The organism is Pseudomonas sp. AP19 (assembly GCF_001728855.1).
Taxonomy (GTDB): domain Bacteria; phylum Pseudomonadota; class Gammaproteobacteria; order Pseudomonadales; family Pseudomonadaceae; genus Aquipseudomonas; species Aquipseudomonas fluorescens.
In genome coordinates this window covers 48,875-74,706 of record NZ_LXJP01000036.1, presented here as the reverse complement: position 1 = coordinate 74,706, position 25,832 = coordinate 48,875, and the positions used below count along the sequence as shown (strand labels likewise).

Here is a 25,832-nt window from a genome sequence, read left to right as displayed (position 1 = left end):
GAGGTGCGCGCCCTGGCCCGGCGCACCGCCGACTCCACCGGCGAGATCGACAGCCTGCTGGGCAACCTCGCCCGCCGCACTCAGGAAGTTACCCAGCAGATGCAGGGGAGCCTGCTGGTGTCGCACACCAGCGTGGAGCGCATCCAGCAAGCCCGCGACAGCTTCGACAAGATCCGTGGCTCGGTGGACTCGATTCGCGATCAGAACACCCAGATCGCCACGGCCGCTGAAGAGCAGCATCAGGTGGCCGAAGAAATCAACCGGCACATCGCGCAGATCCATGCCGATGCGCAGTTGGTGGAAGGCTTTGCCCACTCGGCACAGACCGGCTCGGGCCGCTTGACCGACATTTCCGGTCAGCTCAAGGGGTTGGTGGGGCGCTTCAAGTTCTAGAAAAGTGGGCCACGGCAATCGCCACAGGCAAAGCGCAGCGTCGCGATGCCGATGAGCGCGTGACTATTGCCGTATGGCGCGTTGGTTTAACAGGCATGGCGACTGTCCTTTAAGGCGTCGCCTCACGAGTGACGGTTGCTCGATGCCTGGCGCATCCCTCCCCCCGCAGGCGCCCTGCACACCGACCGAATGAGGTCAGCCCGCCGCCCGCGCACATGACCGGCCTGGCTGCGTTCCAGCGACGCGTCTGCGGCATGACGCCGCAGACCGCCGATCCCCCTCAAGCCTGTAAAAGACTATTACAGGACAGAATGTACTAACCAGTTACTTATCTTGCTAACATTCGACCTTTAGTCACTCACCGTTGAGTCCTGTCGACATGAAACGAGCATCCCGCGCCGCTGGCGCCTCACGATATCTCCTGCTGGGCCTGGGCGTGGTCATCGCCTTGCTCGGCGTGGCCCTGGCCGTTGGCGGCGCCAAGCTGGTCAGCCTGGGCGGTTCCTGGTACTTCCTCGTCGGTGGCGTGGCCATGGCGGTGTCCGGCCTGATGATTGCGCAGCGCAAACCGGCCGGCGCGTGGCTATTCGCAGCCTTCTTGGTCGGCACGGCCGTATGGGCGGTGGCGGATGTGGGGCTGGTGTTCTGGCCGCTGTTCTCGCGGCTGTTCATGTTTGCGGTGATCGGCCTGGTGGTGGCGCTGATGTATCCGCTGCTGGTTGGCCGGCCTGCACGCGGTGCGTATGGCATCGCTGCCGTGATGGCCGTCGGCGTGGCGGTTGCGGCGGGCAATATGTTCGTCGCTCACCCAAGCGTCGCCCCAACCGGCGCCGGCCCTGGCATCACGCCGGTCGCCGCAGCTGACGCGCAAAAAGATTGGGCGCACTACGGCAATACCGAAGGCGGCAGCCGTTTTGCGGCGCTGGACCAGATCAACCGCGACACCGTCAATAAGCTCAAGGTGGCGTGGACCTACCACACCGGCGACGTGGCCATCAGCGACGGCAACGGTGCCGAAGACCAACTGACGCCCCTGCAGATCGGCAACAAGGTGTTCATCTGCACACCGCATAACAACCTGATCGCGCTGGACGCCGATACCGGCAAAGAGCTGTGGAAGAACGAGGTCAACGCCAAGTCGGCGGTATGGCAGCGTTGCCGTGGCATGGCCTATTTCGATGCCACCGCGCCGATCGCCCAGCCGACCCAACCGAACAGCTCGCCGATCATTGCCGCCAGCGTCCCGGCCGGTGCGCAATGCCAGCGCCGTTTGCTGACCAACACCATCGATGCACGCCTGATCGCCGTGGATGCCGACACCGGTAAATTCTGCGAAGACTTCGGTTCCCACGGCCAAGTGGACCTGAAAGCCGGCCTGGGCGCGGTACCGGACAGCTACTACCAACTGTCCTCGGCACCGTTGATCGCCGGCACCACCGTGGTGGTCGGCGGGCGTGTCGCCGATAACGTGCAAACCGACATGCCGGGCGGCGTGATCCGTGGTTTCGACGTGATCAGCGGGCAAATGCGCTGGGCGTTCGACCCAGGCAACCCCGAAGACAAGCAGGCCCCAGCGGCCGGCAGTACCTATGTGCGCAGCACACCGAACAGCTGGGCGCCGATGTCTTACGACCCGCTGATGAACACGGTGTTCCTGCCAATGGGCAGCTCCTCCACCGACATCTATGGCGTGGAACGCACCCAGCTCAACCACAAGTACGGCGCCTCGGTGCTGGCCCTGGACGCCTCCACCGGCGCAGAAAAGTGGGTGTACCAGACTGTCCACAACGACCTGTGGGACTTCGACCTGCCGATGCAGCCGAGCCTGATCGACTTCACCCCACCGGGCAGCAACAAGCCTGTACCGGCCGTGGTGATCGGCACCAAGGCCGGGCAGATTTATGTGCTCGACCGCGCCACCGGCAAGCCGCTGACCGACGTCAAGGAAGTCCCGGTCAAGGCCGCGAACATTCCCAATGAGCCTTACTCGCTGACCCAGCCAAAATCGGTCGGCATGCCGCAGATCGGCGCACAGACGCTGCGCGAATCGGACATGTGGGGCGCCACGCCGTACGACCAGTTGCTGTGCCGTATCGACTTCAAAGGCATGCGCTACGACGGCCTGTACACCGCGCCGGGCACGGATAAATCGCTGAGCTTTCCGGGCTCCCTGGGCGGCATGAACTGGGGCAGCATCTCCACCGACCCGGTGCACGGCTTTATCTTCGTCAACGACATGCGCCTGGGCCTGTGGATCCAGATGATCCCGTCGCAGAACAAGGCCCAGGCCGCGTCCGGTGGCGAAGCCCTGAACACCGGCATGGGCGCCGTACCGCTCAAGGGCACGCCTTACGCGGTGAACAAAAACCGCTTCCTGTCGGTGGCCGGCATTCCGTGCCAGGCGCCGCCGTTCGGCACCCTGACCGCCATCGACATGAAGACCCAGCAGATCGCCTGGCAAGTGCCGGTCGGCACCGTTGAAGACACCGGCCCACTGGGTATCCGCATGCACCTGCCGATCAAGGTTGGCCTGCCGACCCTCGGCGGCACACTGTCGACTCAGGGCGGCCTGATCTTTATCGCCGGCACCCAGGACTTCTACCTGCGCGCCTTCAACAGCGGCAACGGTGATGAAGTGTGGAAAGCCCGCCTGCCCGTCGGCAGCCAGGGCGGCCCGATGACCTACGTTTCGCCGAAAACCGGTAAGCAATACATCGTCATCACTGCCGGCGGCGCACGCCAGTCCACTGACCGTGGCGACTACGTGATCGCCTACGCCCTGCCGTAACCACCCTCTGTTCGCGCGGTGCTCCCGCACCGCGCGTTGCGACTACATGCCGTTTGGAAAATCCTGCATGACCTCCACTTCTCAACGACCGATTGGGCGCCTGGTGCTGGGCCTGGCCTTTGCTGCCGCCCTGCCCGCTCAAGCCGACGACACCACCCTGACCGGCGACTGGGGCGGCCTGCGCCGTGAACTCGACGCGCAAGGCATCCGCTTCACCGGCGACTACAGCGGCGAGACCGCCTATAACGCCGACGGCGGCCTGCACCGTGCGGCGCGCTACTCACAAAACATCAAGCTGGGTGTGCAATTGGACCTGGGCAAGCTCTACGGCTTGACCAACGGCGACCGCATCCAGCTGACCATCAACGACCGGCGCGGCAACAGCGCCTCCGAAGACCTGGTGGGCAACCGCCTGCCGATCCAGGAAAACTACGGTGGCCTCTACACCCGTCTCACGGAGTTGAGCTACGAACGCACACTGTTCACCCCCGCGCTGAACATCAAGCTCGGTTACATGGCGATGGGCAATGACCTCGGCGGCCTCGACAGCGGCATTTTGTGCAACTTCATGAACGCCGGTTTCTGCGGCCACCCGCTGAACATGTCGGGTGGCAGCGGCTGGACCAACTACCCGAATGCGCGCCTGGGTGCGCGGGTGAAATACGACTTTTCGCCAAACTGGCAACTGCGCGTGGCGGCGTTCAATGTCGACCCGGACAGTAACGGCAACTCCAGCCGCGCCTGGCGCCTGGACCCCAAACGCACCACCGGCACGGTGGTACCGATCGAGCTGGTCTACAAACATGCGGGCTCGCTGCCGGGTGAATACAAGCTGGGTTACTACTACGACAGCTCCGACGTCAAACGCATCGGCAGCAACAAAACCGTGAGCGGTCGCGGCGGCCACTACCTGCTGATTGACCAGGCGGTGTGGGCCTCCCGCTCATCGGCCGGTCGCACGCTGCATGCCTTCGGCCAATACTCGGCCGCCAGCGAAGCCGCCTCGCAGTTCAGCAAGTGGTATGGCGCAGGCGTGGTGCTGTACAAGCCGTTTGAAGGCCGCCCGCGCGACACCGTTGCCCTGGGTTATGGCCGCGCGGTGCCGAACCCGCGCAGCCGCGATGTGCAGGCGTTGGCCGCGTTCAACGCGGGCACGGAGTACCCGAACCTGAACAACGCCGAGCAGCTGATCGAACTCAGTTACGGCTACCAGGCCACGCCGTGGCTGACGTTGCGCCCGGATGTGCAATACATCATCGAGCCGGGGGCGTTTTCCGGTGAGAACATCGATAACGCGCTGGTGCTGGGTTTGCAGGTCAAAGCCTTATTCTAAAGGCCCGAACACGGTCAACCCTGTTGAGGATCGTTCCCACGCTCTGCATGGGAATGCCTCATGGGACGCTCCGCGTCCCGCCACCTGCGCAAGTGTGACGCGGAGCGTCACGGGATGCATTCCCACGTGGAACGTGGGAACGATCTTATCAGCGCCAGGTGTTCCAGGATCGTTCCCACGCTCTGCGTGGGAATGCCTCATGTGGCGCTCCGCGTCCCGCCACCTGCGCAAGTGTGACGCGGCGCGTCACGGGATGCATTCCCACGTGGCACGTGGGAACGATCTTAGCCAGCTCCCACAGTTGTTCTACGGTGTAATTGCGCCATGCTGGTACTCACGCGGCGTACAGCCAAACTCCCGCCGAAACACGGTGTGCAGGTACTGCGCCGATTTAAAGCCACACCGTGTCGCCACCTCGGCAATCGCCAGGGTCTGATTTTCCAGGCCCTTGGCGGCGGCCGCGAGTTTGAAGCGCAGGATCTCATCGTGCACGCTGCAGCCACGCGCCTTGCGAAAGTGTGATTCGAGGGAGGAGCGCGACACACCGACATAGGCCGCCACCTGGGCGGTCTTGATGCCCTGGCAGGCGTATTGGCGGATGAACAACAGCGCCTGCATCACGTACGGGTTGCCCAACGGTTGATGCAAGCTGGACGCCTGCACATTGATCGCATCCGGTGGCACCAGAATCTGCGTGCCCGCGCAGGGTTTGCCGTGCAGCATCTGGTGCAGCAGCGCGGCCGCAGTGCGGCCCATGGTCTCGGTGCCCTGGATGACTGAGCTCAACGGCACCCGCGTCAGCGTGCGGGTCAGCGGGTCATTGTCGATGCCAATCAACGCCACTTGTTCCGGCACCGCGATGCCGGCGGTGAGGCAGGCTTGCAGCAGTTGCCGCGCACGGGCGTCGGTGACGGCGATGATGCCGATGGGCTTGGGCAAACTGTGCAGCCAGGCAATCTGTTGCTCCACGGCGCTGTCCCACAACGGCGCGCTGGTGCCCAGGCCGCGATAGACCTCGACGTGCAGGCCATCACGTTGCAACAAGCTGCGGAAGGCATTCTCGCGTTCCTGGGCCCAGCGATTGGCCTGGGCTTGCGGCAGGCTGAAGCAGGCGAAGCGGCTCAAGCCGGCCTCGATCAAATGCTCGTACGCCATCCGCATCAACGCATGGTTGTCAGTGGCGACATAGGGAATGCCCGTGGGGTAAGCGCGCGCATCCTGATAGGAGCCGCCCACGGCCACCACGGGGAGCTTGATGTCGGCCAGCGCCTCGCCGATCAGCGGGTCGTCGAAGTCGGCAATGATGCCGTCGCCCTGCCAGCGTTCGATGCCTTTGAGGCGACACAAAAAGTCCTCCTCAAGGAACAGATCCCACGACACGCGCGTGCTGCTCAGGTAATTACCGATGCCGGTAATGATGCCGCGGTCGTAAATCTTGCTGCCATTGAACAGCAGGGCAATGCGGTGAACAGGCGGAAGGGTTTTCATTGTTTTTATCCTTAAAGCCGGTCGTCACAGCCTAGACCTCTCTACTCAAAATCGCACCACACCTTGGTGATTTTCATAATCGGCAGGCCCGATGCCGTTGCTAGTATCGAGTCACCGCCAAGAACAATAAGGAAATCACCATGCCGTACTTCCCCGGTGTCGAGAAGGTTCGCTTCGAAGGCCCCGACAGCGACGCTGCCCTCGCCTTTCGCCACTATGACGCCAACAAAATCATCCTCGGCAAACCCATGCGCGAGCACCTGCGCATGGCCGCCTGCTATTGGCACACCTTTGTGTGGCCGGGCGCGGATATGTTTGGCGTAGGCACCTTCAAGCGCCCCTGGCAGCGCAGCGGCGACCCGCTGGAACTGGCCATCGGCAAGGCGGAAGCGGCGTTCGAGTTTTTCTCCAAACTGGGCATTGATTACTACAGCTTCCACGACACGGACGTCGCCCCCGAAGGCAGCTCGCTCAAGGAATACCGCAACCATTTTGCGCAAATGGTCGACCACCTGGAGCGCCACCAGGAACAGACCGGCATCCAATTGCTGTGGGGCACCGCCAACTGCTTCAGCAACCCGCGCTTTGCCGCCGGCGCGGCCAGCAACCCGGACCCGGAGGTGTTTGCCTACGCCGCCGCGCAGGTGTTCAGCGCGATGAACGCCACGCTGCGGCTCAAGGGTGCCAACTATGTGCTGTGGGGCGGCCGCGAGGGCTACGAAACCCTGCTGAACACGGACCTGAAACGCGAGCGCGAACAGCTCGGACGCTTTATGCGCATGGTGGTGGAGCACAAGCACAAGATCGGTTTCAAAGGCGACCTGTTGATTGAGCCCAAGCCCCAGGAGCCGACCAAACACCAATACGATTACGACAGCGCCACGGTGTTCGGTTTCCTGCACGAGTACGGCCTGGAACACGAGATCAAAGTGAATATCGAGGCCAACCACGCGACCCTGGCCGGGCACAGTTTTCACCATGAAATTGCCACCGCCGTGTCCCTGGGGATTTTCGGCAGTATCGACGCCAACCGTGGCGACCCGCAGAACGGCTGGGACACCGACCAGTTCCCCAACAGTGTCGAAGAGATGACCCTGGCCACCTATGAAATCCTCAAGGCCGGTGGGTTCAAGAACGGCGGCTACAATTTCGATTCCAAAGTACGCCGCCAGAGCCTGGACGATGTCGACCTGTTCCACGGCCACGTCGCCGCCATGGACGTGCTGGCGCTGGCGCTGGAGCGCGCAGCGGCGATGGTGCAGAACGACCGGCTGCAGCAGTTCAAGGACCAGCGTTATGCCGGTTGGAACCAGCCACTGGGCCAGGCGGTCTTGGCCGGCGAGTTCAGCCTGGCGTCGCTGGCCGAGCACGCGTTTGCCCATGAGCTGAACCCGCAGGCTGTGAGTGGCCGTCAGGAGATGCTCGAAGGTGTGGTCAACCGGTTTATCTATCGGTGACATTTGCACGACAAATCTGTGCCCAGGGCGTCGAGAGACGCTCTACAGTTCTACCCGCATCACGCTGTGTCTTTCCAACAACAATAAAAGGACGCACCACCATGAAAGCATTCAAACGTACCCTGCTCGCCACTGCCCTGGCCCTGCTCGCCCTGCCGGTGATGGCCGATTCCGCCCATCCCAAAATCGGTTTCTCGATTGACGACTTGCGCCTGGAACGCTGGTCACGTGACCGTGATTACTTCGTCGCCGCCGCCGAAAAACTCGACGCCAAGGTGTTCGTACAGTCGGCAGATGCCAATGAACAGAAGCAAATCTCGCAGATCGAAAACCTCATCTCCCGAGGCGTCGATGTGATCGTTATCGTGCCGTTCAACGCCACCGTGCTGACCAACGCCGTCGCCGAAGCCAAGAAGGCCGGCATCAAGGTGGTGTCCTATGACCGCCTGATCCTCAACGCCGATATCGACGCCTACATTTCCTTCGATAACGAAAAAGTCGGCGAGATGCAGGCCAACGGCGTGCTGCAAGCGGCGCCCAAAGGCAACTACTTCCTGCTCGGCGGCGCGCCCACCGACAACAACGCCAAGGTGCTGCGTGAAGGCCAGATGAAAGTGCTGCAACCGGCCATCGACAAGGGCGACATCAAGGTTGTCGGCCAGCAGTGGGTCAAGGAATGGAACCCCACCGAAGCCTTGAGCATCGTCGAAAACGCCCTGACCCGAAACAACAACAAAATCGACGCCATCGTCGCCTCCAACGACGCGACCGCCGGCGGCGCGATCCAGGCCCTGGCCGCGCAGAAACTCGCGGGCAAAGTGCCGATTTCCGGCCAGGACGCCGACCTCGCCGCCGTCAAGCGCGTGATCGACGGCACCCAGACCATGACCGTTTACAAGCCACTGAAACTGATTGCCTCGGAAGCGGCGAAACTCTCGGTGCAGCTGGCGCGCAATGAGAAACCCACCTACAGCTCGCAATACGACAACGGCAGCAAGAAGGTCGACACCATCCTGCTCACGCCTACGCCGTTGACCAAGGCCAATATCGATCTGCTGGAGAAAGACGGGTTCTATACCAAAGAGCAGATTGCCGGGCAGTGACCGCCATGGCCGACTACTTGCTGCAAATGAACGGCATCGTCAAAACCTTTGGCGGTGTCAAGGCGCTGAACGGCATCGATATCAAGGTAAGGCCGGGGGAATGTGTCGGCCTGTGCGGTGAAAACGGTGCGGGCAAATCCACATTGATGAAGGTGCTGTCAGCGGTTTACCCCTATGGCACCTGGGACGGTGAAATCCTCTGGGACGGGCAGCCACTCAAGGCCCAGTCGATCAGCGAAACCGAGGCCGCGGGCATCGTCATTATTCACCAGGAACTGACCCTGGTGCCGGACCTGTCGGTGGCCGAAAACATCTTTATGGGCCACGAACTGACCCTGCCCGGCGGGCGCATGAACTACCCGGCGATGCTGCAGCGCGCCGAAGCGTTAATGCGCGAACTCAAGGTGCCGGACATGAACGTGGCGCTGCCGGTTTCACAGTACGGCGGCGGCTACCAGCAACTGGTGGAAATCGCCAAGGCCTTGAACAAACAGGCGCGCCTGTTGATTCTCGACGAGCCCTCCTCGGCCCTGACCCGCTCGGAAATCGAGGTGCTGCTCGACATCATCCGAGGCCTCAAGGCCAAGGGCGTGGCGTGCGTGTACATTTCCCACAAGCTCGATGAAGTCGCGGCGGTGTGCGACACCATCGCGGTGATCCGCGATGGTCAACACATTGCGACCACCGCCATGGCCGATATGGATATCCCGCAGATCATCACGCAAATGGTCGGGCGCGAAATGAGCAACCTCTACCCCACCGAGCCCCACGAGGTGGGCGAGGTGATTTTCGAGGCGCGCAACGTCACCTGCTATGACGTCGACAACCCCAAGCGCAAGCGCGTCGACGCTATTTCCTTCGTGCTCAAGCGCGGCGAAATCCTCGGCATTGCCGGGCTGGTGGGTGCCGGGCGCACGGAGCTGGTATCGGCACTGTTCGGTGCCTACCCCGGCCGCCACACCTGCGAGGTGTGGCTGGACGGCCAACTGATCGACACGCGCACGCCGCTCAAATCGATTCGCGCCGGGCTGTGCATGGTGCCCGAGGACCGCAAGCGCCAAGGCATCATTCCCGACTTCGGGGTGGGCCAGAACATCACCCTGGCGGTGCTCGACCGCTACGCACACCTGACCCGCATCGACGCCGAGGCCGAACTGGGCAGCATCGACCAGCAAATCGCGCGCATGCACCTCAAGACCGCCAGCCCGTTCTTGCCGATCACCAGCCTGTCCGGCGGCAATCAGCAAAAGGCCGTGCTGGCGAAAATGCTCATGGCCAAGCCGCGTGTACTGATCCTCGATGAGCCGACACGCGGGGTCGACGTAGGCGCCAAATATGAGATCTACAAGCTGATGGGCGCACTGGCTGCCGAGGGCGTGTCGATCATCATGGTGTCCTCGGAACTGGCCGAAGTGCTCGGCGTGTCCAACCGCGTGCTGGTGATCGGTGAAGGTCAGTTGCGCGGTGACTTCGTCAACCAGGGCCTGACCCAGGAACAGGTGCTCGCCGCCGCGCTCAGCCAACACAATAACCCTCGGAAGACCGCGTAGATGAATCAGGTCAAACAGCTTTTTACCCGCTACAAAATGCTCGCCCTGGTGATTGCCGTGGCGATCATCTGGCTGTTTTTCAGCTGGCAGACCGACGGCGGCTTTGTGACGCCGCGCAACCTCTCCAACCTGCTGCGGCAGATGTCCATCACCGGGATTCTGGCGTGCGGCATGGTGCTGGTGATCATCAGCGGCGAGATCGATTTGTCGGTGGGCTCGTTGCTCGGGTTGTTGGGCGGCCTGGCGGCGATTCTGGACGTGGTCTATCACCTGCCGCTGCTGGCCAACCTGAGCCTGGTGGCGCTGTGCGGCTTGATGATCGGCCTGGCCAACGGCTACATGACCGCCTACCTGCGCATACCCTCATTCATTGTCGGCCTGGGCGGCATGCTGGCGTTTCGCGGCATCCTGCTGGGCATCACCGGCGGCACCACCATTGCGCCCGTGTCGCCGTCGCTGGTGTATGTGGGCCAAGGGTATCTGCCGCACAACGTCGGCGTGGGGCTCGGCGTGTTGCTCTTCGCCTTGACGCTGTTCCTGACCTGGAAACAACGGCGCAACCGCGCGCTGCATGGCCTGGCCGCCCACGCCCTGGTGCGCGACCTATTGCGCGTGGCAATGATCGGCGCCGTGCTGGCGGGCTTCGTCACCACCCTCAACAGCTACGACGGTATTCCGGTGCCAGTGCTGCTGTTGCTGGTGCTGCTCGGCGTGTTCAGTTACGTCACCAGCCAGACCGTGTTCGGCCGCCGCGTGTATGCGGTGGGCAGCAACATGGAGGCCACGCGCCTGTCCGGTATCAATGTGCAGGCGGTAAAGCTGTGGATCTTCGGCATCATGGGCGTGATGTGCGCCCTCGCCGGCATGGTCAACACCGCCCGCCTCGCCGCCGGTTCGCCCTCGGCGGGCAACATGGGCGAACTCGACGCCATCGCCGCCTGCTTTATCGGCGGCACCTCCATGCGCGGCGGCTCCGGCACGGTGTATGGCGCGTTACTTGGGGCGTTGGTGATTACCAGCCTGGACAATGGGATGTCGATGCTGGACGTGGACAGTTACTGGCAGATGATTGTGAAAGGCAGCATTCTGGTGCTGGCGGTGTGGGTCGATGTGAGTACCCGGGCCGGGCGGCGCTGACTCAGCGCAATAAAAAAGCCACTCGAATGAGTGGCTTCTTATTGGCGGGTCGATTAACTCAGCACCACATCACGCATTGGCGGGATGTAACCGTAGTCGTAGGCCTCCTGCACAAACGAACGGTCACCCTTCAATACAATCCTCACGGTGGGCGCCTCAGTGCCGCCGATGCGGTAGTCGTCGCCGGTGGTGGGCACGCTGTCGATAAACGACGTCACCAGGCCATTGGGCATCACGCAATGGGAATACGTCTGGAACGGCTGCGACGGTGGGTTGCCAAGCACCAACCCCGAGCCATTCATCGGCGTATAGGGGCCAAACAGATGCTCGCTCACAAAACCGTAGACGCCATCCGGCCCCGTCACGCCGTCCGCGTAGGTGAACTTATGACTGATGGTGAACAGGTAGTACTGGTTGTCCTGGAACACGTAATGCGGGCGTTCGGTTTGATCGTTCACGCCAACCGCCGTCACCAGTGGCGGCAGGATTTCCCATTCTTCACCGCTGAGGTCCTTGGCCACGGCGATGCCAATGCAACCGACCTGATACCGCGCACCGCCGACATCTTCATGGCCAGGCGGCACCAGACCGAGTTCATCCGGGCCCACCGCGTGAGTGCCGCGTTCACCCGCGACATTGCCTTCAAACACCATGTACAACTTGCCGTCGTTGGGGTCGATAAACGGGCTGGGGTCGCGAAAGTTCCACGTCGCGTTCTGCGCTTCGGTCTGGTAATACGTGCCGTCGGCCTCGAACAGCGGTTTGACTTCAGTAAAGCCCTCAAGGGTAACGCCGCTGTCGGAGGTGACCACCCGGCCCCTGACCTTGGCAATGGTGGCCCCCGGGGTTACGCAGGTGTAATACAGGTCGATATCGCCGTGGTTGTTGATCAGGATCGGTGTGCCTGCCCATTCACGGGTAGTCGGCGAAACCCCTTCGGCCATCACGCGGCCGCCGAAGACCCAGTCCTTGCCGGTGCGTGAGTACCAGTAGCAAATGCGCGCATGGCCGTGGCGGTCTTCCCAATCACGCTTGATGTCGTAACGGCCATCGGCGTTGATAAATTGTGGATCATGCGGGCGACGGTCTGCAGTCAAGGTGAAGATAACCGACCAACCATCGACCGATACCACCGTGCCATCCAATTCACGCAATGGCATGGTGTCCCAAATAAACACGGTGTCACTCATGACAGGAAAGTCAGGACTCACTAACGGCTGTGTGGTCGTCGGGTCATTTTCATTAACTTTAAGCGCATCGGCCCGAGTCCAACGCGTGGGTGTGTGATTCGCATGTTTCATGATGATGTCCTTTTACTGACGCTTTAGTGACAAGCGAAGATTAAATAACACTCACAGCCGGCAACTTGATGCCAGCTGAAAAGAGCGAGCGGTTATGCGCTCAATAAGTGCGAAACAAGGTTTAACATGTACGCCTATCGATCACAACATGAAGAATTATTTAAGCCACAAGTGCCATCACTGTATTGATATCCTTGATATAAAAACAGTGGCACTGCGCATGAACAACCTGATCAATAGAAAGTGAGCTACTCAACTACCAAACACCAGCGCTACCGCCTGAGCGCCCGCGTGCTTTTGCGTGAATTCCTTGGCCTGAGCCGCGGTTTTCAAGGTGTAGTTATAGTTGGAACGCGCTGTCCACTTGGCATCAGGCGACTTCTGGTTGGTGATGGCGGGCACACTGTTGGTGTCGGTGAACGTGCCAGTGCCTTTATCGTCCAACATGCCGTTATTCTGGCTGCCCTCGCCGAAGTAATTACTTTCAGAAAGGATATTGGCGTTCTGCGCCAGGGTAAAACCCAAGTGGAAGTTGTTCACGTAGTTGTTATATACGTGGAAATAACCGTAACGCATCAAACCCGGCGCGCGCACTTCCATGTTGTCGAAGCGGTTATGGCACAGGGTAAGGCGCGGGTAACCGTTGAACGCGGGGTTGTTGTCATCGGCCGGGTGGCCGAAGATCAAGCCGTACTTGTGGTTACCAAAAAAGCAGTTGCTGATGGTCGCGTAGTCGGCCTTTTCACCGATATACACCAGTTTATCTTCACTGCCGTCCGTGGTGGACCAGCTGTGGCCGACAAAAGAGCAATGGTCGATCCAGTATTGACTGCCGTAGTTCAGGTACACCTGGATATCGTCATTGGCCTTAATACTTGCCGAATGCTTGAAGATAATGTTTTGCAGAATAATATTCTGCGACTGCGCCGTGGAACGCAGGTGGATGTTCTCCAGCGTGCGGTTCTGGAAGGAGCCGATCAGGGTCTTGTTAGCCCCCATGTTCACTTTGGTCAGGCTTGCCGCCGAGATATTGCTGTTGATCACCAGCACCCGCGGGGTGGTGTCGCCAATATTGGCTTTGAGTTGGTCCAGCGTGGTGATACTGACCACCTGGCCCGCCCAGCCACCGGTGACTTTTGCCGCAAGGGCGAAACCGGTCAAGCCGGTGAGCTTGCTTTCTGGATACGACATGAGATCCCTCTCTTTCATAAAAAGCGGCTCGACGGTGCGAGCCCGCGCATTCAAGTTAATCCGTTAACTTGCACACAGTGTTTGACGTGGCGGGTGATGCCGAGGTTGGCTGATCAGCGCTTGAACACTGTGTTTATATACAGTATTGGACATTGAGTACGCCGTCAACACGCGATCACACCCAATGAGTAGGAAATCGCCTTTTTTGCTGGTTTTTAAAAGGCCAGCAAGGCGCTTCGCTTTTAATTGCAGGACGTTTCCTAGACAATCCGTGCCGCCTTGCGCCTGTTGGAATCGATGGCTAGTCTGCGCTCCGTCACTGCTCATCAGTGATCGGGTTTAGTCGCTCGGATGGCACAAGGCGCATGGTCACATGAAGTTTTATGGTGGCTGTGCGCAGGGCACCTTCGGGTGCGCCGGATTTACCTTGTGGCCGGTCGACTAACCTGCGTACAGCCGCCACCCATCGTTTAGTCGCGACAGGTGTTGGCTCCTTATTTACACGAGGAGTTACACCATGAATAAAGCCGTCCCCGATCCCCCCCTCAGCTCAGCCAAAGCGCGTGCCGCGTTCAACCGCGCCATCGACCATTACCTGCCCACCCACGGTGTTCCCAACGTTATCGAAGACTTGAGCTTCGAAGACGCCCTGCTCTACACCGCCAGCTTGCTCGACAGCGCTTCGGCCACCACGCTCAATTGCAGTGAGATGCTGGTCAGCCCCGAGCGGGCGAAGATTCTGGCGGTGTGGCATTTGCTGGAGATGGCCAAGACCACGGTGGATCGCTCGATCAAATGCCTGAAACCTGAAACGCGGTAAAAAATGTGGGAGCGGGCTTGCGCGCGAATGCAGGGTGCCAGTCGCTACATATGTTGACTGATACGCCGCATTCGCGAGCAAGCCCGCTCCCACAGTTGGTTTAGCGTCAGGCTGAAGTGATGGTGGCGGCTGCCGGTTTGGCGTTGGCGCTGATCCAACGGCAACACTCGGTCAAGCCCGCTCCCACAGTTGGTCTACAGCGTTCTTGGGTTATTTGGACACCGGCATCGCAAACTCCGCGCCCTGCTCGATGCTCTCCGACCAGCGCTGCATGATCGACTTCTGCTTGGTGTAGAAGCGCACGCCTTCAGTGCCGTAGGCATGCATGTCGCCGAACAAACTCTTCTTCCAGCCGCCAAAGCCGTGCCAGGCCATCGGCACCGGGATCGGCACGTTGATGCCGACCATGCCCACTTCGATACGCCGTGCAAATTCGCGGGCGATGTTGCCGTCGCGGGTAAAGCAGCTGACGCCGTTGCCGAATTCGTGGTCGTTGACCAGCTTGATCGCTTCGGCAAAGTCATCCACGCGCGCACAGGCCAGCACCGGGCCGAAGATTTCTTCGCGGTAGATGCTCATGTCTTTTGTCACGTGGTCGAACAAGGTGGCGCCGAGCCAGAAGCCATTCTGCAGGCCGGGTTCGCTGGGCACATAGTCGCGCCCGTCGAGCAGCAATTGCGCGCCGGCTTGCACGCCTTGTTCGATATAGCCGCTAATGCGTTGCAGCGCAGCACGCGAGACGATCGGGCCCATCTCGGCCTTCAAGTCGCGGCCGTCGGTGATGCGCAGTTGCTTGGCGCGCTCGGTCAGGGCGGCGATGACTTTGTCACCCACATCGCCGACCAGCACGGCTACGGAGATGGCCATGCAACGTTCGCCGGCACTGCCGTACGCGGCCCCCATCAGCGCGTCGACGGTTTTTTCGATGTCTGCGTCGGGCATCACCACCATGTGGTTTTTGGCGCCGCCCAGGCCTTGGACGCGCTTGCCGTGGCGGGCGCCGGTTTCGTAGATGTATTGCGCAATCGGCGTGGAGCCGACAAAGCTCACGGCCCTGACGTCGGGGTGTTCGATCAGCGCGTCCACCGCCTCCTTGTCGCCCTGCACCACGTTGAACACACCTTTGGGCAGGCCGGCTTCGCGCAGCAGCTCGGCCATGAACAGCGAGGCACTTGGGTCAGTCGGGCTTGGCTTGAGGATGAAGGTGTTACCCGCCGCGATGGCGATCGGGTACATCCACATCGGCACCATCACCGGGAAGTTGAACGGCGTAACGCCGGCCACCACCCCCAAGGGCTGGCGCAGGGTCCAGTTGTCCATGCCACGGGACACCTGGTCGGAATGTTCGCCCTTGAGCAGGTTGGGAATGCCGCAGGCGAATTCAAGGATGTCGATGCCACGGTCCACCTCGCCCTGGGCGTCGGTGAAGACCTTGCCGTGTTCGGCAACAATGATGCGCGCCAGGTCGTCCTTGCGTTCACGCAACAGGTGCAGGTACTCGAACAGTACGCGGGCACGGCGGATCGGCGGTGTGTCAGCCCAGCCGGCGAACGCGGCCTGGGCGGCAGCGACGGCTTCGCCCACGGTCTGGCGGCTGGCCAGGGCGACGCGGGCGGTCACGTCACCGGTGGCCGGGTTGTAGACGTCCTGATAGCGATCATCGCGGCTCACGCGCTCATCGTTGATGTAGTGTTCGATCGTTGCAGTCATGGCCGTGGCCCCTTGGTCGGTAACGTTGGAACACACGATAGGCTTTCGGTTTGTTCCAAACCAGAGCAGAATCCAGAACTGATTGTCCTCACAGGCGAACAATAGCCACATGGAAAAAGCAGAGATCGAAGGGTTGTGGACCCACATTCATTGGCTGTCGGTGCTGGAAGAACACGGCACCTACACCGCTGCCGCCGCACGCCTGGGGGTGAGTAAATCCGCCGTCAGCCAGCGCATCTCGGACCTGGAAAAGGCCACCGGCACGCGGTTGGTCACCCGCACCACGCGCAGCGTACGGCTGACCGATGCCGGGCTGTCGTTGACCCGCGAAGTGCGCAGCGCCTATGAACACATTGCGCGCAGTTTCTCTTCGGTGCGCGACTCGGCCGGGGAGATCCGCGGGCTGGTGCGCCTCACCGCGCCGGTGGCATTTGCACGGCAGCAACTGGTGCCGCACCTGCCGGCGTTTTTGCAGCAGTACCCCCAGGTGCGTATCCAGTTGGATGTGTCCGACGCCTTGAGTTCACTGGCGGCCGAAGGTTACGACCTGGCCGTGCGGCACGGCTTCCAGGTGCCGGAAACCCATGTGGCGTGGAAGTTGTGCGACACCACCTCGGTCCTGGTCGCTACACAGGACTACCTGCAACACCACGGAGAACCGCGCGAGCCCGGCGATCTCACGGCACACAACTGCCTCTATTACCCACGGGGCGCCGACCATCCCGCGTGGACATTCGAACGCGGCGGCAAAACGGTCGAACGCGTCACGGTGCCGATCTCCGGGAGTTTTTCCACCAACAACAGCGAAGCGTTGCGTGATTCGGCGCTCAACCACTTGGGCATCGCCCTGCTCCCGGATTTCAGCGCGCATGCCGCGCTCACCAGCGGCAAGTTGGTACAGGTACTCAAGGGGTGGACACTCAAAGGCGCATTTGCCGATGAGATTTACTTGATTCGGCCGTACTCTCCCCATGTACCGAAGTCGGTGAGTACGTTAGTGAGCTATCTAAAAGATAAGTTGTCAGGCGGCTTCAGGTTTACCGGGTGAGCCTTACATCTATTCATACGGATTAAGCGGAGTCATTCTCAACAACCCGATATTAATAAACGACTTATAGCCAACGGCAATAACCCACCTAACGAACACCCAGGCGTTGTCATCAACTTGATACGTCTACACGCTGTCGCCAGCGCGTTTTTGACGCCCCACAAAAAGCCATACAACTAATTGTAAAAACTGCACATTTTGCGTTAAACCAGCCTCGTTAAAACCCCCGCTTAAAACTCCTTGATTCGCAAACTTGCAAAACAACCACAACCGGCTAAGTTCATGAATAACGTGAAAGCCATCAGCCATTACGCCTAAAGCCAGCCCACCAGGCGAGGGAGTTTATTGCTCTAAAAACAGCCCCAGACACTGACACGGAACTTAAGTCTTAACACTCAAAAGGGATGCTTTGATGAAGCGCAGCCGGTGGTATCGTGCGTTTTCGAAAAAGGGGCCAGCCGAACATTTTTGGCTGTCATTGTTGTGCTTTTCGGCACTGGTGATTGCCAGCTTTCTGCTGTTTGAACAACAGATTGAAGACTTCCTGGTTCATCTGAACCTATACCAGCCTTCCACGCCTGCACAGACGCTGAACCTTGCACTGCTGCTGATCGCCCTGCTCGCCCTCGACGTGGTGCTGCCGGTGCCTTCCAGCATGGTCGCATTGCTGGCAGTGGCAGTGCTCGGCAGCGTCGGTGGTTACCTGGTGATTGTTATCGGCCTGTGCCTCGGCGCCGGGCTGGGGTATGCGTTGGGCGCCGGCTATTTTCGGCTGTTGGCCGGGCGCCTCGGCTTGCATCAACGCTCGCCTGGGCAGTTGGGGTATCGGCTGGGCACGCTGTCGTTGATCTGCCTGCGCGGTGTGCCGGTGTTGGCGGAAACCTCGGTGGTGGCCGCCGGGATGCAACGCTATCCGCTGCGGGCGTTTTTGCTGATTACCACCTTGGCCAATGCCGGTCTCGCGCTGGCCTACACGGCCATCGGCACGTTCCTGATCGAACAGAACGCGCTACTGGTGACCCTTCTCGCCAGCATGGTATTGCCGGTGGTGTTTGTTGCCGGCTACAGCCTGCTCAAGCGCAAGCCCGGTGTGGAGCCGCCCCTGCGCGGGCGGTTCGAGGTCAGTTACGACTACCCGGTGATCTTCACCGACCACCTGTTCGAACCGCGCAACCCTTGCCTGCACCGCGTGCTCACCGCGCAACACCACGCCCCGGTGACGGTGATGGTGTTCGCCGATGAGCAACTGCTGCACAGCGCGCCGCAGTTGCGCGAACAGATCGACGCCTATTTCGCCGCCCATGCCGACCTGCATTTGCAAACCGCGCCCCTCGCAGTACCGGCCGGTGAACTGAGCAAAACCTCACAGGTGTTGGAGCAGCTGTACACCGACATGCTGCAACACGGCCTCGACCGGCATTGCTACGTGCTGGCCCTGGGCGGTGGCGCGGTGCTGGATGCGGTGGGCTACGCCTGCGCCACGTTCCACCGGGGCATTCGCCTGATCCGTATTCCCAGCACCGTGCTGGCCCAGAACGACGCCGGCATCGGCGTGAAAAACGGCATCAATGCCTTCGGCCAGAAGAACCTGCTGGGCGCCTTCTACCCCGCCACGGCGGTGATCAATGACTTCCAGTTGCTGACCAGCCTGACCCGCCGCGACCAGATCGCCGGGCTGGCCGAAGCGGTGAAAGTCGCGCTGATCAAGGACCCGGCATTCTTCGAGTGGATGGAACGCCACGCCGACGCCCTCGCCCACTTCGACCACGCGGCAAGCCGCTACGCGATTCGCCGTTGCGCCGAGCTGCACCTTGGGCACATCACCGGCGCCGGCGACCCCTTCGAACGTGGCAACGGCCGGCCCCTGGATTACGGACACTGGGCTGCACACAAACTGGAGAACCTCAGCCACCACCGGTTGCGCCATGGCGAAGCCGTTGCGGTGGGCATGGCCTTGGACGGGCTGTATGCCAATGCACTCGGGCTGTTGAGCGACGTCGACACGCAACGGGTCATGAGCCTATTGCGCAAGCTGGGGTTCAACTTGTGCCCACCGGAGCTGAGCTTGCAGGATGCGCAGGGCCGCTCACCGCTGTTGCTCGGCCTGGAGGAGTTTCGCCAGCATTTGGGCGGGCAGCTGTCGATCCCGATGCTCAACCGCATCGGCCAGTCGGTGGACCTGCATGAAATCGACGGCGCGAAAATGCAAGCGGCGCTGCTACGGCTGTCGACCCGCAGCGATGCGGTAGTGCCCCTGGGCGAGGGTTACGCGCAATGAGCCCGATGAAAACCTGGATGACCCTTGGCCGGGTGTCCAACCTGCCCACGGTGTGGACCAACACCCTGGCCGCCGCCCTGCTCGCCAGCAGTGCCGGGGCAATGGCACCGCCGTCGTCACTGGTGTGGGTGCTGCTGTTGATCACGCTGTCGTTGCTGTACCTGGCCGGCATGCTGCTGAACGACTTGCTGGACGCCGACTGGGACCAGCAACACCACAACCCGCGGCCGATCACCCTGGGCCTGGCCAGCCGTCAGCAGGTGGGCCTGGCCACGGCGCTGCTGCTGATCCTCGCGGCGGCGGCAGTGCTGGGCCTGAGCCGGCTGATCGCCGAGCCGCACTGGCTGCTCGGCAGCGTGGTGCTGCTGGTGGGCTGCATCTTCGGCTACAACCTGCTGCACAAGAAATACGCGCACAGCGTCTGGCTGATGGGCGCCTGCCGCTCGGCGCTGTACCTCACGGCGGCCGCCAGCCTGGCCGTGCCGCCGGAGCCGATCTGGCTGTGCGCGATCCTGCTCGGGGTGTACATCAGCGGTTTGACCTACCTGGCCCGTCAGGAGCACCGCAACCAACTGATCAGCCGCCTGCCGTTGCTGTTGATGCTGAGCCCGCTGGCCTTGGCGATCTACGCCAACAACGTGTGGTTCTGGCCGGTGCTGCTGCTCTGGCTGGGGTGGTTGGGCTGGCACTACTGGACGTACCTGGCCCACCCGCAACAGCGCAAGGTGCGTGCGTTTATCGGGGCGGGCCTGGCCGCCTTGCCACTGTTTGACGCGCTGGTGCTGGCCGTGGCCAACCAGCCGTTGGGCAGCCTGCTGTGTGTGCTGGTGTTTTTCCTGCTCCCCCACTTTCAGCGTTGGATCAAGCCGACATGAACATGCGCCTGGATCGCCTCACCGAACAACGCCAAGCCTTGCGCCAACAACTGCAGGCGCCCCAATTGCAGTGGTGGCAGCAGGCTCAGGCGCAGCTTGCGCAACAACCGGACGCCACCACCGCGGCGCTGTTGAGCGGCCAGTGCAAGCGTCATCTGCCCGGCCATGCCGTCGCGTTGGCACGTGCGTTGGCGTTGGCCCATGCGCTGGAACACACCCCGCAGGACGCACACTTGCCGCTGCTGCGCCAACTGTTCCTGTGGGGCGACGATCAGGAAAAAATCGCCCTGCTGGGCGCCCTCGACTGGCTCGACAGTGACGGGGTGTGCCTGGAACTGGCGTTGCAGGCCGGGCGCACCAGCAACCCGCAGGTGTTCGCCGCCCTCGCCCTCGACACGGCCTACCCGTCACTGCATTACCCGGAGCGCGCCTTTCACCAGTTGGTGTTGAAAGCACTCGGCATGGGCCTCGACATCGGGCGCCTGGTCGGCCTGCCGCAGCACCACAGCGTCAGCCTCAACCAACTGGCGCTCGACCTGCTCGATGAACAACTGGCGGCCGCACGCAGCGTGTCCCCAGGTTTGCCCCGAGTGATCGCCTTTGACCTGCTCAGCCCGGCGCAACACCAACGCCTGCGCGGCTTGCGCCTGCCGCCGGAATGGCACGCCTACTTGAATTGATGCACACCGCCTGCCCTTGACGAGGATTCACCATGCTCAAGTACTTCGATCCGCATATTCATATGGTCAGCCGCACCACCGACGACTACCAGAACATGGCCGCCGCCGGGATCACCGGGGTTATCGAACCGGCGTTCTGGCAAGGCCAGGCGCGCACCAGCGTCGGCAGTTTCGTCGACTACTTCGACACGCTGCTGGGCTGGGAACGCTTTCGCGCGAGCATGTTCGGCATCCATCACTTCTGCACCATCGGCCTTAACCCCAAAGAAGCGAATGACCTGTCGATCGCCAATGAAGTGCTGGAAATCCTGCCGCGTTATCTGGTGAAGGACGGCGTGGTGGCGGTGGGCGAAATCGGCTACGACGACATCACCCCCGAAGAGGATCGCTTTCTCGCGGCGCAGCTTGAGCTGGCGAAACAATTCAACCTGCCGGTGCTGGTGCATACGCCGCACCGCGACAAGATCGGTGGCACCAAACGCACACTGGCGGTCATCCGCGAGGTGGGGATTGCCGAGCACCTGGTGATTATTGACCACCTCAACGAACTGACCCTGCCGCTGGTGCTGGACAGCGAGTGCTGGCGCGGCCATTCCATCTACCCCAACACCAAGATGTCGGAGCAGCGCATGGTCGCCCTGCTCAAGGAATACGGCACCGAGAAAATGGTGGTCAACAGCGCCGCCGACTGGGGCATCAGCGACCCGCTCAAGGTGCCCAAGACCGGCCAGGCAATGTTGGCGGCGGGCTTTACTGAAGCCCAGGTAGAACAGGTGCTGTTCCACAACCCAGTGGACTTTTTTGCCCAGAGCGGCCAGCTGGACAAAGGCCTGGTCAGCACCCCGCTGCCCATCGACCAACGCAAGCAATGGCAGGAAAACTCGGCCCTGCGCGGCCAGGAACCGGTGGTTAAATGAGCCGCCGCAGCGGCTGGACCGCGCCCCAGGTCGGGTATTGCAGCAATGTGCACCCGACCCGTGACCTGGCCGGGTTACGCGCCTCTATCGAGCAGCACTTTCAGGGTGTGCGACAGCTGCGGGGGCTGCGCGAACAGGACAGCGGCTTGTGGATCTGCGCTCACGCGGCGGCGCAATTACAACAGGCTGCAGCGTGCGCGCCATTTCTGGAGTTGCTCGATCGCACCGGCTTGCGCCTGACGTCGCTGAACGGTTTTCCCTATGGCGAATTCCATCAGGGCGCGGTGAAAGCCGCGGTGTATCTACCCAACTGGGCCGACCCGCAGCGGCTGGACTACAGCCTGAACCTGGCGCGCATCCTTGCGCAGGCCTTGCCGGCCGACTGCCACCAAGGGGTGATTTCCACGGTGCCGCTGGGTTATGCCGCCACGTGGACCGCGCCAATGCAGGCACGCGCCGACGAGCACCTCAACCAGCTCACTGCCGCACTCGCCAGCCTGCACCGGGAAACCGGCAAGCAGATCGTGTTCTGCCTGGAGATGGAGCCCGATTGCGTGCTGGAGAACACCGCGCAGGCCATCGCGTTCTTCCAGCGCCGGCAGCGCCTGGACCCGAACCATGCTTACCTGGCCCTGTGTTTTGACGTGTGCCACCAGGCGGTGATGTTCGAGGACTGCTACCAATCGCTGGCCAGGCTGCGCCAAGCCCAGGTGCCCGTGGGCAAGATCCAGCTGTCCAACGCGATGATCTGCCGCCTGCCGACTCAGGACGCACTGCGCCGCGAACACGTGCTCAACACCCTGAGCACCTTCGCCGAAACCACCTACCTGCATCAGGTAAAAGCCCTCGACCCCTACGGCCGCGTCATCAGCTGGCCGGACCTGCCGGCCGCGCTCGCTGACTGCAACGGGTTGCGCGAACTGCGTATTCATTTCCATATCCCGCTGTTCAGCGAACACTTGCTGTTGCCTGAACTCAGCGGCAGCCAGGCCGCGTTGGCACAGACGTTCGATTACCTGGCGGCCCATGGCGACTTCCGCCCGGTGCTCGAAGTGGAAACCTACAGCTGGGGTGTGTTGCCTGCGCAACTGCGGCCCACCACCGAGCGGGCGCAACTGGAAGGGATCGCCGCCGAGTTGCGCTGGGTCGAGGAGCAACTGCGCCAGCGCAACCTGCTGCTCGCGCTGATGCACGAGGCCTACGCCCATGTGCTCTGAGCAACCGCTGCTGCTGATCAATGTGGTCGGGCTGACGCCGTCGCTGCTGGGTGAGGCAACGCCGCACATCAATGCGCTGCTCAAGACCGCCCAGATGGCCCACTTGCAACCGGTGTTCCCTGCCGTCACCTCAACGGTCCAGGCCTCGATCCTCACCGGCGCACCGCCCTCGCAGCACGGCATCGTCGGCAATGGCTGGTACTTTCGCGACCAGGCCGAAGTGCGTTTCTGGCTGCAACCCAATGCGCTGATCCAGGGTGAAAAGGTCTGGCACACGCTCAAGCGTGAGCTTCCGGGCTTTCGCTGCAGCCAGTTGTTCTGGTGGTACAACATGTACGCCGACGTGGACGCCGCAATCACCCCGCGCCCGCACTACCCGGCGGATGGTCGCAAACAATTCGGCCTGTATTCGTCGCCGCCCGGGCTGCACGAACAGATCGAACGGCAGATTGGCGAGTTTCCGTTTCCAGGGTTCTGGGGCCCGGCGGCAGGTATTGCTTCGAGCCGCTGGATCGTCGATTGCGCGATGGCCGAGTTCCAGATCAACCGGCCCCACCTGCAGTTGATCTACTTGCCGCACCTCGATTACAGCTTGCAGCGCCTGGGGCCCGATCACCCGTCGATTGCTGATGAAGTGCGGGCCATCGACATGCAAGTGGGGCGCCTGCTGACCTTCGCCCAAGCGCAAGGCGCGGCGGTGATGCTGCTGTCTGAATATGGCATTGAGGCCGTCGAGCAGTCGCTGTCGATCAACCGTGTATTGCGCGCCGAAGGCCTGTTGCAGGTGCGCCAGTCCCTGAGCTGGGAATTGCTCGACCCCGGCGCCAGCGCGGCGTTTGCCGTGGCCGACCATCAGGTCGCGCATGTCTACGTGAAGCAGGCGCAGGACATCCCGCGGGTCAAGGCCTTGCTGCAACGCCAGCCCGGCATCGAGCAGGTGCTGGACAAGGCCGAACAACGCGCCTGGCAGCTGGACCACCCGCGCAGCGGCGAGTTGGTGGCCGTGGCCGCCGCCGGTTTCTGGTTCGATTACTACTACTGGCTGGACGATCGCAAAGCACCGGATTTCGCGCGCACCGTGGACATCCACCGCAAGCCCGGTTACGACCCGGTCGAGCTGTTTATCGACCCGGCGATTCGTTTCCCCAGACTGAAAGTGGCGCGCCGCCTGCTGCAAAAAAAGCTCGGCTTTCGCTACTACATGGACCTCATACCCCTGGACACCGCCCTGGTACGCGGCAGCCACGGTCGCTTACCCAGCAGTGCACAGACCGGCCCGTTGCTGATCACCAATTGCGCACTGGCGTTGCCGCAACACCTGGCGGCGACGGCAGTGAAGCAACTGCTCCTGGAACATTTCCTGGGGCGCCCCCACCTCGAACTGGCCACAGCCAAGGAGTTTCCATGCGGCGAGCCTTATCTATAACTGTCCTGAGTGCACTGGCCGGATTGGCCCATGCCCAAGACGCCACCCCTTTCGACTGCACCCAGTTCCTGCAGTTTGGAGGCAACCTCGACAAGACCCGCGCGGCCTTCGTGCAAAGCCGCGACACGCTCGCCTGGAACTGGTTTGCCTGCCTGAACCAGTACGTCTCCGCGCAAAGTCCTGATCGGGTCTGGGAGACCATGAAGCCTTCGGATCAGGTCTACCTGAGCAATGGCGCTCAGCCCCTGCCGTATGCCGAGCGCGAGCGCGTACCGATCGAGGTGATTGCACAGGCACAAAAACTGGGCATGAACCTCAACCGAACCTTTCACAACCTGAATGCCACGCAGCAAGTGGATGGGTTGATCCTGCAGATGGGCGGCCAGGTGCCGGCGGCGCAAAAAGGCCAGCCGGTACGCTTCCAACTGTTGATGGGCCAGGACACCTTCAACTACATCGTGCAGCAGAACGTCTACAACGTGAATGGCCAGGCCGCGCTGACCAGCGACCTGTCGTTCCCCTCCACCGCCTGGGAGTTGAAGGCCGCCTGGCTGTGGATCGGCAATAACCCGACCTATCAGCAGCAACTGATCAAGGATGGTTACTACATTGCCCAGGCCTACTATCAGCAGGACGGTAAATACCTGGTCGGCTACGCCGCGCTCAGCGGTTTGCATGTGATCAACAAACTGAACCCCGACTGGGTGTGGACCACCTTCGAAAACCGCAACAACAGCAAGTACACGGTAACCAACGCGACGCCGGCGACGCCGATGACCAACAGCACCGGGCCGACAAAGGCGGCGCAGCCGGTGAATACGACGTTTCAGGCCAACTTCCCGGCCCTGGCGCAGTACGAGCTGATCGGCGTGCAGTCCAACACCGTGCCGACGTTGCTCGCCAACTCCCAGCTGGAGTCGGCGTTCCAGAGCGAGTCTTCGTGTTTCGCCTGCCACAGCACTGCCGCGTATTCAGCGAAAAAAGGCTACTTCAATTTCGCCCTCAAACAACAGGGCGGCATCGTGTACCCCACGGCTGAACTGCCGGCCTCCGACTTCGTCGGCTACCACAAACTGGACTTTGTCTGGTCGCTCAAACGCGCCCAGTGGCAACGCTAAGG

20 protein-coding genes are annotated in these 25,832 nt (G+C 61.7%); 16 read left to right on the top strand and 4 right to left on the bottom strand.

Features of this window, described 5'->3' with window-relative positions:
* From A7D21_RS22690 to A7D21_RS22680, 3 genes are all read left to right on the top strand, one after another.
* Positions 1 to 393 (top strand): methyl-accepting chemotaxis protein (locus tag A7D21_RS22690; RefSeq protein ID WP_141718257.1); only part of this gene is annotated, 393 nt, incomplete at its 5' end.
* A gap of 379 nt (positions 394 to 772) precedes the next feature.
* Positions 773 to 3,181, top strand: coding sequence for a glucose/quinate/shikimate family membrane-bound PQQ-dependent dehydrogenase (locus A7D21_RS22685; RefSeq protein WP_069552752.1), 2,409 nt, complete (start codon positions 773 to 775; stop codon positions 3,179 to 3,181).
* 67 nt (positions 3,182 to 3,248) lie between these two features.
* Positions 3,249 to 4,514: a carbohydrate porin gene (locus tag A7D21_RS22680; protein ID WP_069552751.1), complete on the top strand. Its 1,266-nt coding sequence runs from the start codon at positions 3,249 to 3,251 to the stop codon at positions 4,512 to 4,514.
* A gap of 306 nt (positions 4,515 to 4,820) precedes the next feature.
* Here the strand turns inward: A7D21_RS22680 and A7D21_RS22675 are convergent, their stop codons facing one another.
* On the bottom strand, positions 4,821 to 6,002 hold the full coding sequence (locus tag A7D21_RS22675; RefSeq protein ID WP_069552750.1) for a XylR family transcriptional regulator: 1,182 nt from the start codon (positions 6,000 to 6,002) through the stop codon (positions 4,821 to 4,823).
* A 140-nt stretch (positions 6,003 to 6,142) separates the two neighbouring features.
* Here A7D21_RS22675 and xylA point away from each other — a divergent pair, with 140 nt between their 5' ends.
* The 4 genes from xylA (at position 6,143) to A7D21_RS22655 (ending at position 11,249) form a co-directional block, all read left to right on the top strand.
* Positions 6,143 to 7,459 (top strand): xylose isomerase, encoded by a 1,317-nt coding sequence (xylA, locus tag A7D21_RS22670; RefSeq protein WP_069552749.1) that lies wholly within the window; start codon positions 6,143 to 6,145, stop codon positions 7,457 to 7,459.
* Positions 7,460 to 7,560: 101 nt separating this feature from the next.
* Positions 7,561 to 8,562: a D-xylose ABC transporter substrate-binding protein gene (gene xylF / locus A7D21_RS22665; protein ID WP_053256685.1), complete on the top strand. Its 1,002-nt coding sequence runs from the start codon at positions 7,561 to 7,563 to the stop codon at positions 8,560 to 8,562.
* Positions 8,563 to 8,567: 5 nt separating this feature from the next.
* Positions 8,568 to 10,112 carry a D-xylose ABC transporter ATP-binding protein gene (gene xylG / locus A7D21_RS22660; protein WP_171902629.1) on the top strand — a complete coding sequence of 515 codons (1,545 nt, stop codon included), beginning with the start codon at positions 8,568 to 8,570 and terminating at the stop codon, positions 10,110 to 10,112.
* On the top strand, positions 10,113 to 11,249 hold the full coding sequence (locus tag A7D21_RS22655) for a sugar ABC transporter permease (RefSeq protein WP_069552748.1): 1,137 nt from the start codon (positions 10,113 to 10,115) through the stop codon (positions 11,247 to 11,249).
* Between the two features lie 53 nt (positions 11,250 to 11,302).
* Here the strand turns inward: A7D21_RS22655 and A7D21_RS22650 are convergent, their stop codons facing one another.
* Both A7D21_RS22650 and A7D21_RS22645 read right to left on the bottom strand, forming a co-directional pair.
* The gene (locus A7D21_RS22650) at positions 11,303 to 12,550 is read right to left on the bottom strand and encodes a glycoside hydrolase family 68 protein (RefSeq protein ID WP_053256688.1); all 1,248 of its coding nucleotides are present in this window, start codon (positions 12,548 to 12,550) and stop codon (positions 11,303 to 11,305) included.
* A gap of 252 nt (positions 12,551 to 12,802) precedes the next feature.
* Positions 12,803 to 13,741, bottom strand: coding sequence for a pectate lyase (locus A7D21_RS22645; protein WP_069552747.1), 939 nt, complete (start codon positions 13,739 to 13,741; stop codon positions 12,803 to 12,805).
* Positions 13,742 to 14,258: 517 nt separating this feature from the next.
* On the opposite strand from A7D21_RS22645, the gene A7D21_RS22640 reads away from it, so the two are divergent.
* Positions 14,259 to 14,561, top strand: a complete 303-nt coding sequence (locus A7D21_RS22640) for a DUF6124 family protein (RefSeq protein ID WP_069552746.1) — start codon at positions 14,259 to 14,261, stop codon at positions 14,559 to 14,561.
* A 210-nt stretch (positions 14,562 to 14,771) separates the two neighbouring features.
* Here the strand turns inward: A7D21_RS22640 and A7D21_RS22635 are convergent, their stop codons facing one another.
* Positions 14,772 to 16,271, bottom strand: a complete 1,500-nt coding sequence (locus A7D21_RS22635) for a CoA-acylating methylmalonate-semialdehyde dehydrogenase (RefSeq protein ID WP_069552745.1) — start codon at positions 16,269 to 16,271, stop codon at positions 14,772 to 14,774.
* A 109-nt stretch (positions 16,272 to 16,380) separates the two neighbouring features.
* Here A7D21_RS22635 and A7D21_RS22630 point away from each other — a divergent pair, with 109 nt between their 5' ends.
* The 8 genes from A7D21_RS22630 (at position 16,381) to A7D21_RS22595 (ending at position 25,830) form a co-directional block, all read left to right on the top strand.
* Positions 16,381 to 17,319 carry a LysR family transcriptional regulator gene (locus tag A7D21_RS22630; protein ID WP_053256691.1) on the top strand — a complete coding sequence of 313 codons (939 nt, stop codon included), beginning with the start codon at positions 16,381 to 16,383 and terminating at the stop codon, positions 17,317 to 17,319.
* A gap of 412 nt (positions 17,320 to 17,731) precedes the next feature.
* Complete coding sequence (locus A7D21_RS22625; RefSeq protein ID WP_069552744.1) at positions 17,732 to 19,597, top strand: 3-dehydroquinate synthase; 1,866 nt, start codon at positions 17,732 to 17,734, stop codon at positions 19,595 to 19,597.
* Between the two features lie 5 nt (positions 19,598 to 19,602).
* On the top strand, positions 19,603 to 20,472 hold the full coding sequence (locus A7D21_RS22620) for a UbiA family prenyltransferase (RefSeq protein WP_069552743.1): 870 nt from the start codon (positions 19,603 to 19,605) through the stop codon (positions 20,470 to 20,472).
* On the top strand, positions 20,469 to 21,152 hold the full coding sequence (locus A7D21_RS22615; protein ID WP_069552742.1) for an EboA domain-containing protein: 684 nt from the start codon (positions 20,469 to 20,471) through the stop codon (positions 21,150 to 21,152). Before A7D21_RS22620 ends, A7D21_RS22615 begins: the two co-directional genes overlap by 4 nt.
* Before the next feature lie 32 nt (positions 21,153 to 21,184).
* On the top strand, positions 21,185 to 22,069 hold the full coding sequence (locus A7D21_RS22610) for a TatD family hydrolase (protein WP_069552741.1): 885 nt from the start codon (positions 21,185 to 21,187) through the stop codon (positions 22,067 to 22,069).
* Positions 22,066 to 23,286, top strand: coding sequence for a metabolite traffic protein EboE (gene eboE, locus A7D21_RS22605; protein WP_069552740.1), 1,221 nt, complete (start codon positions 22,066 to 22,068; stop codon positions 23,284 to 23,286). Before A7D21_RS22610 ends, eboE begins: the two co-directional genes overlap by 4 nt.
* Entirely contained in the window at positions 23,276 to 24,712 is a 1,437-nt protein-coding gene (locus A7D21_RS22600; RefSeq protein ID WP_069552739.1) for an alkaline phosphatase family protein, read from the top strand. The genes eboE and A7D21_RS22600 overlap by 11 nt, the downstream gene beginning before the upstream one ends.
* Positions 24,691 to 25,830, top strand: a complete 1,140-nt coding sequence (locus A7D21_RS22595) for a hypothetical protein (RefSeq protein WP_069552738.1) — start codon at positions 24,691 to 24,693, stop codon at positions 25,828 to 25,830. The genes A7D21_RS22600 and A7D21_RS22595 overlap by 22 nt, the downstream gene beginning before the upstream one ends.
* The last annotated feature ends 2 nt before the right edge of the window (positions 25,831 to 25,832 follow it).

Coding starts and splice junctions, on each gene's coding strand:
- eboE (WP_069552740.1), top strand. CDS start 22,066: ATGAGCCGCCGCAGCGGCTGGACCGCGCCCCAGGTCGGGTATTGCAGC.
- A7D21_RS22595 (WP_069552738.1), top strand. CDS start 24,691: ATGCGGCGAGCCTTATCTATAACTGTCCTGAGTGCACTGGCCGGATTG.
- A7D21_RS22610 (WP_069552741.1), top strand. CDS start 21,185: ATGCTCAAGTACTTCGATCCGCATATTCATATGGTCAGCCGCACCACC.
- A7D21_RS22640 (WP_069552746.1), top strand. CDS start 14,259: ATGAATAAAGCCGTCCCCGATCCCCCCCTCAGCTCAGCCAAAGCGCGT.
- A7D21_RS22630 (WP_053256691.1), top strand. CDS start 16,381: ATGGAAAAAGCAGAGATCGAAGGGTTGTGGACCCACATTCATTGGCTG.
- A7D21_RS22675 (WP_069552750.1), bottom strand. CDS start 6,002: ATGAAAACCCTTCCGCCTGTTCACCGCATTGCCCTGCTGTTCAATGGC.
- A7D21_RS22615 (WP_069552742.1), top strand. CDS start 20,469: ATGAACATGCGCCTGGATCGCCTCACCGAACAACGCCAAGCCTTGCGC.
- A7D21_RS22600 (WP_069552739.1), top strand. CDS start 23,276: ATGTGCTCTGAGCAACCGCTGCTGCTGATCAATGTGGTCGGGCTGACG.
- A7D21_RS22635 (WP_069552745.1), bottom strand. CDS start 16,271: ATGACTGCAACGATCGAACACTACATCAACGATGAGCGCGTGAGCCGC.
- xylG (WP_171902629.1), top strand. CDS start 8,568: ATGGCCGACTACTTGCTGCAAATGAACGGCATCGTCAAAACCTTTGGC.
- A7D21_RS22625 (WP_069552744.1), top strand. CDS start 17,732: ATGAAGCGCAGCCGGTGGTATCGTGCGTTTTCGAAAAAGGGGCCAGCC.
- A7D21_RS22645 (WP_069552747.1), bottom strand. CDS start 13,741: ATGTCGTATCCAGAAAGCAAGCTCACCGGCTTGACCGGTTTCGCCCTT.
- A7D21_RS22680 (WP_069552751.1), top strand. CDS start 3,249: ATGACCTCCACTTCTCAACGACCGATTGGGCGCCTGGTGCTGGGCCTG.
- xylA (WP_069552749.1), top strand. CDS start 6,143: ATGCCGTACTTCCCCGGTGTCGAGAAGGTTCGCTTCGAAGGCCCCGAC.
- A7D21_RS22620 (WP_069552743.1), top strand. CDS start 19,603: ATGAAAACCTGGATGACCCTTGGCCGGGTGTCCAACCTGCCCACGGTG.
- A7D21_RS22650 (WP_053256688.1), bottom strand. CDS start 12,550: ATGAAACATGCGAATCACACACCCACGCGTTGGACTCGGGCCGATGCG.
- A7D21_RS22685 (WP_069552752.1), top strand. CDS start 773: ATGAAACGAGCATCCCGCGCCGCTGGCGCCTCACGATATCTCCTGCTG.
- xylF (WP_053256685.1), top strand. CDS start 7,561: ATGAAAGCATTCAAACGTACCCTGCTCGCCACTGCCCTGGCCCTGCTC.
- A7D21_RS22655 (WP_069552748.1), top strand. CDS start 10,113: ATGAATCAGGTCAAACAGCTTTTTACCCGCTACAAAATGCTCGCCCTG.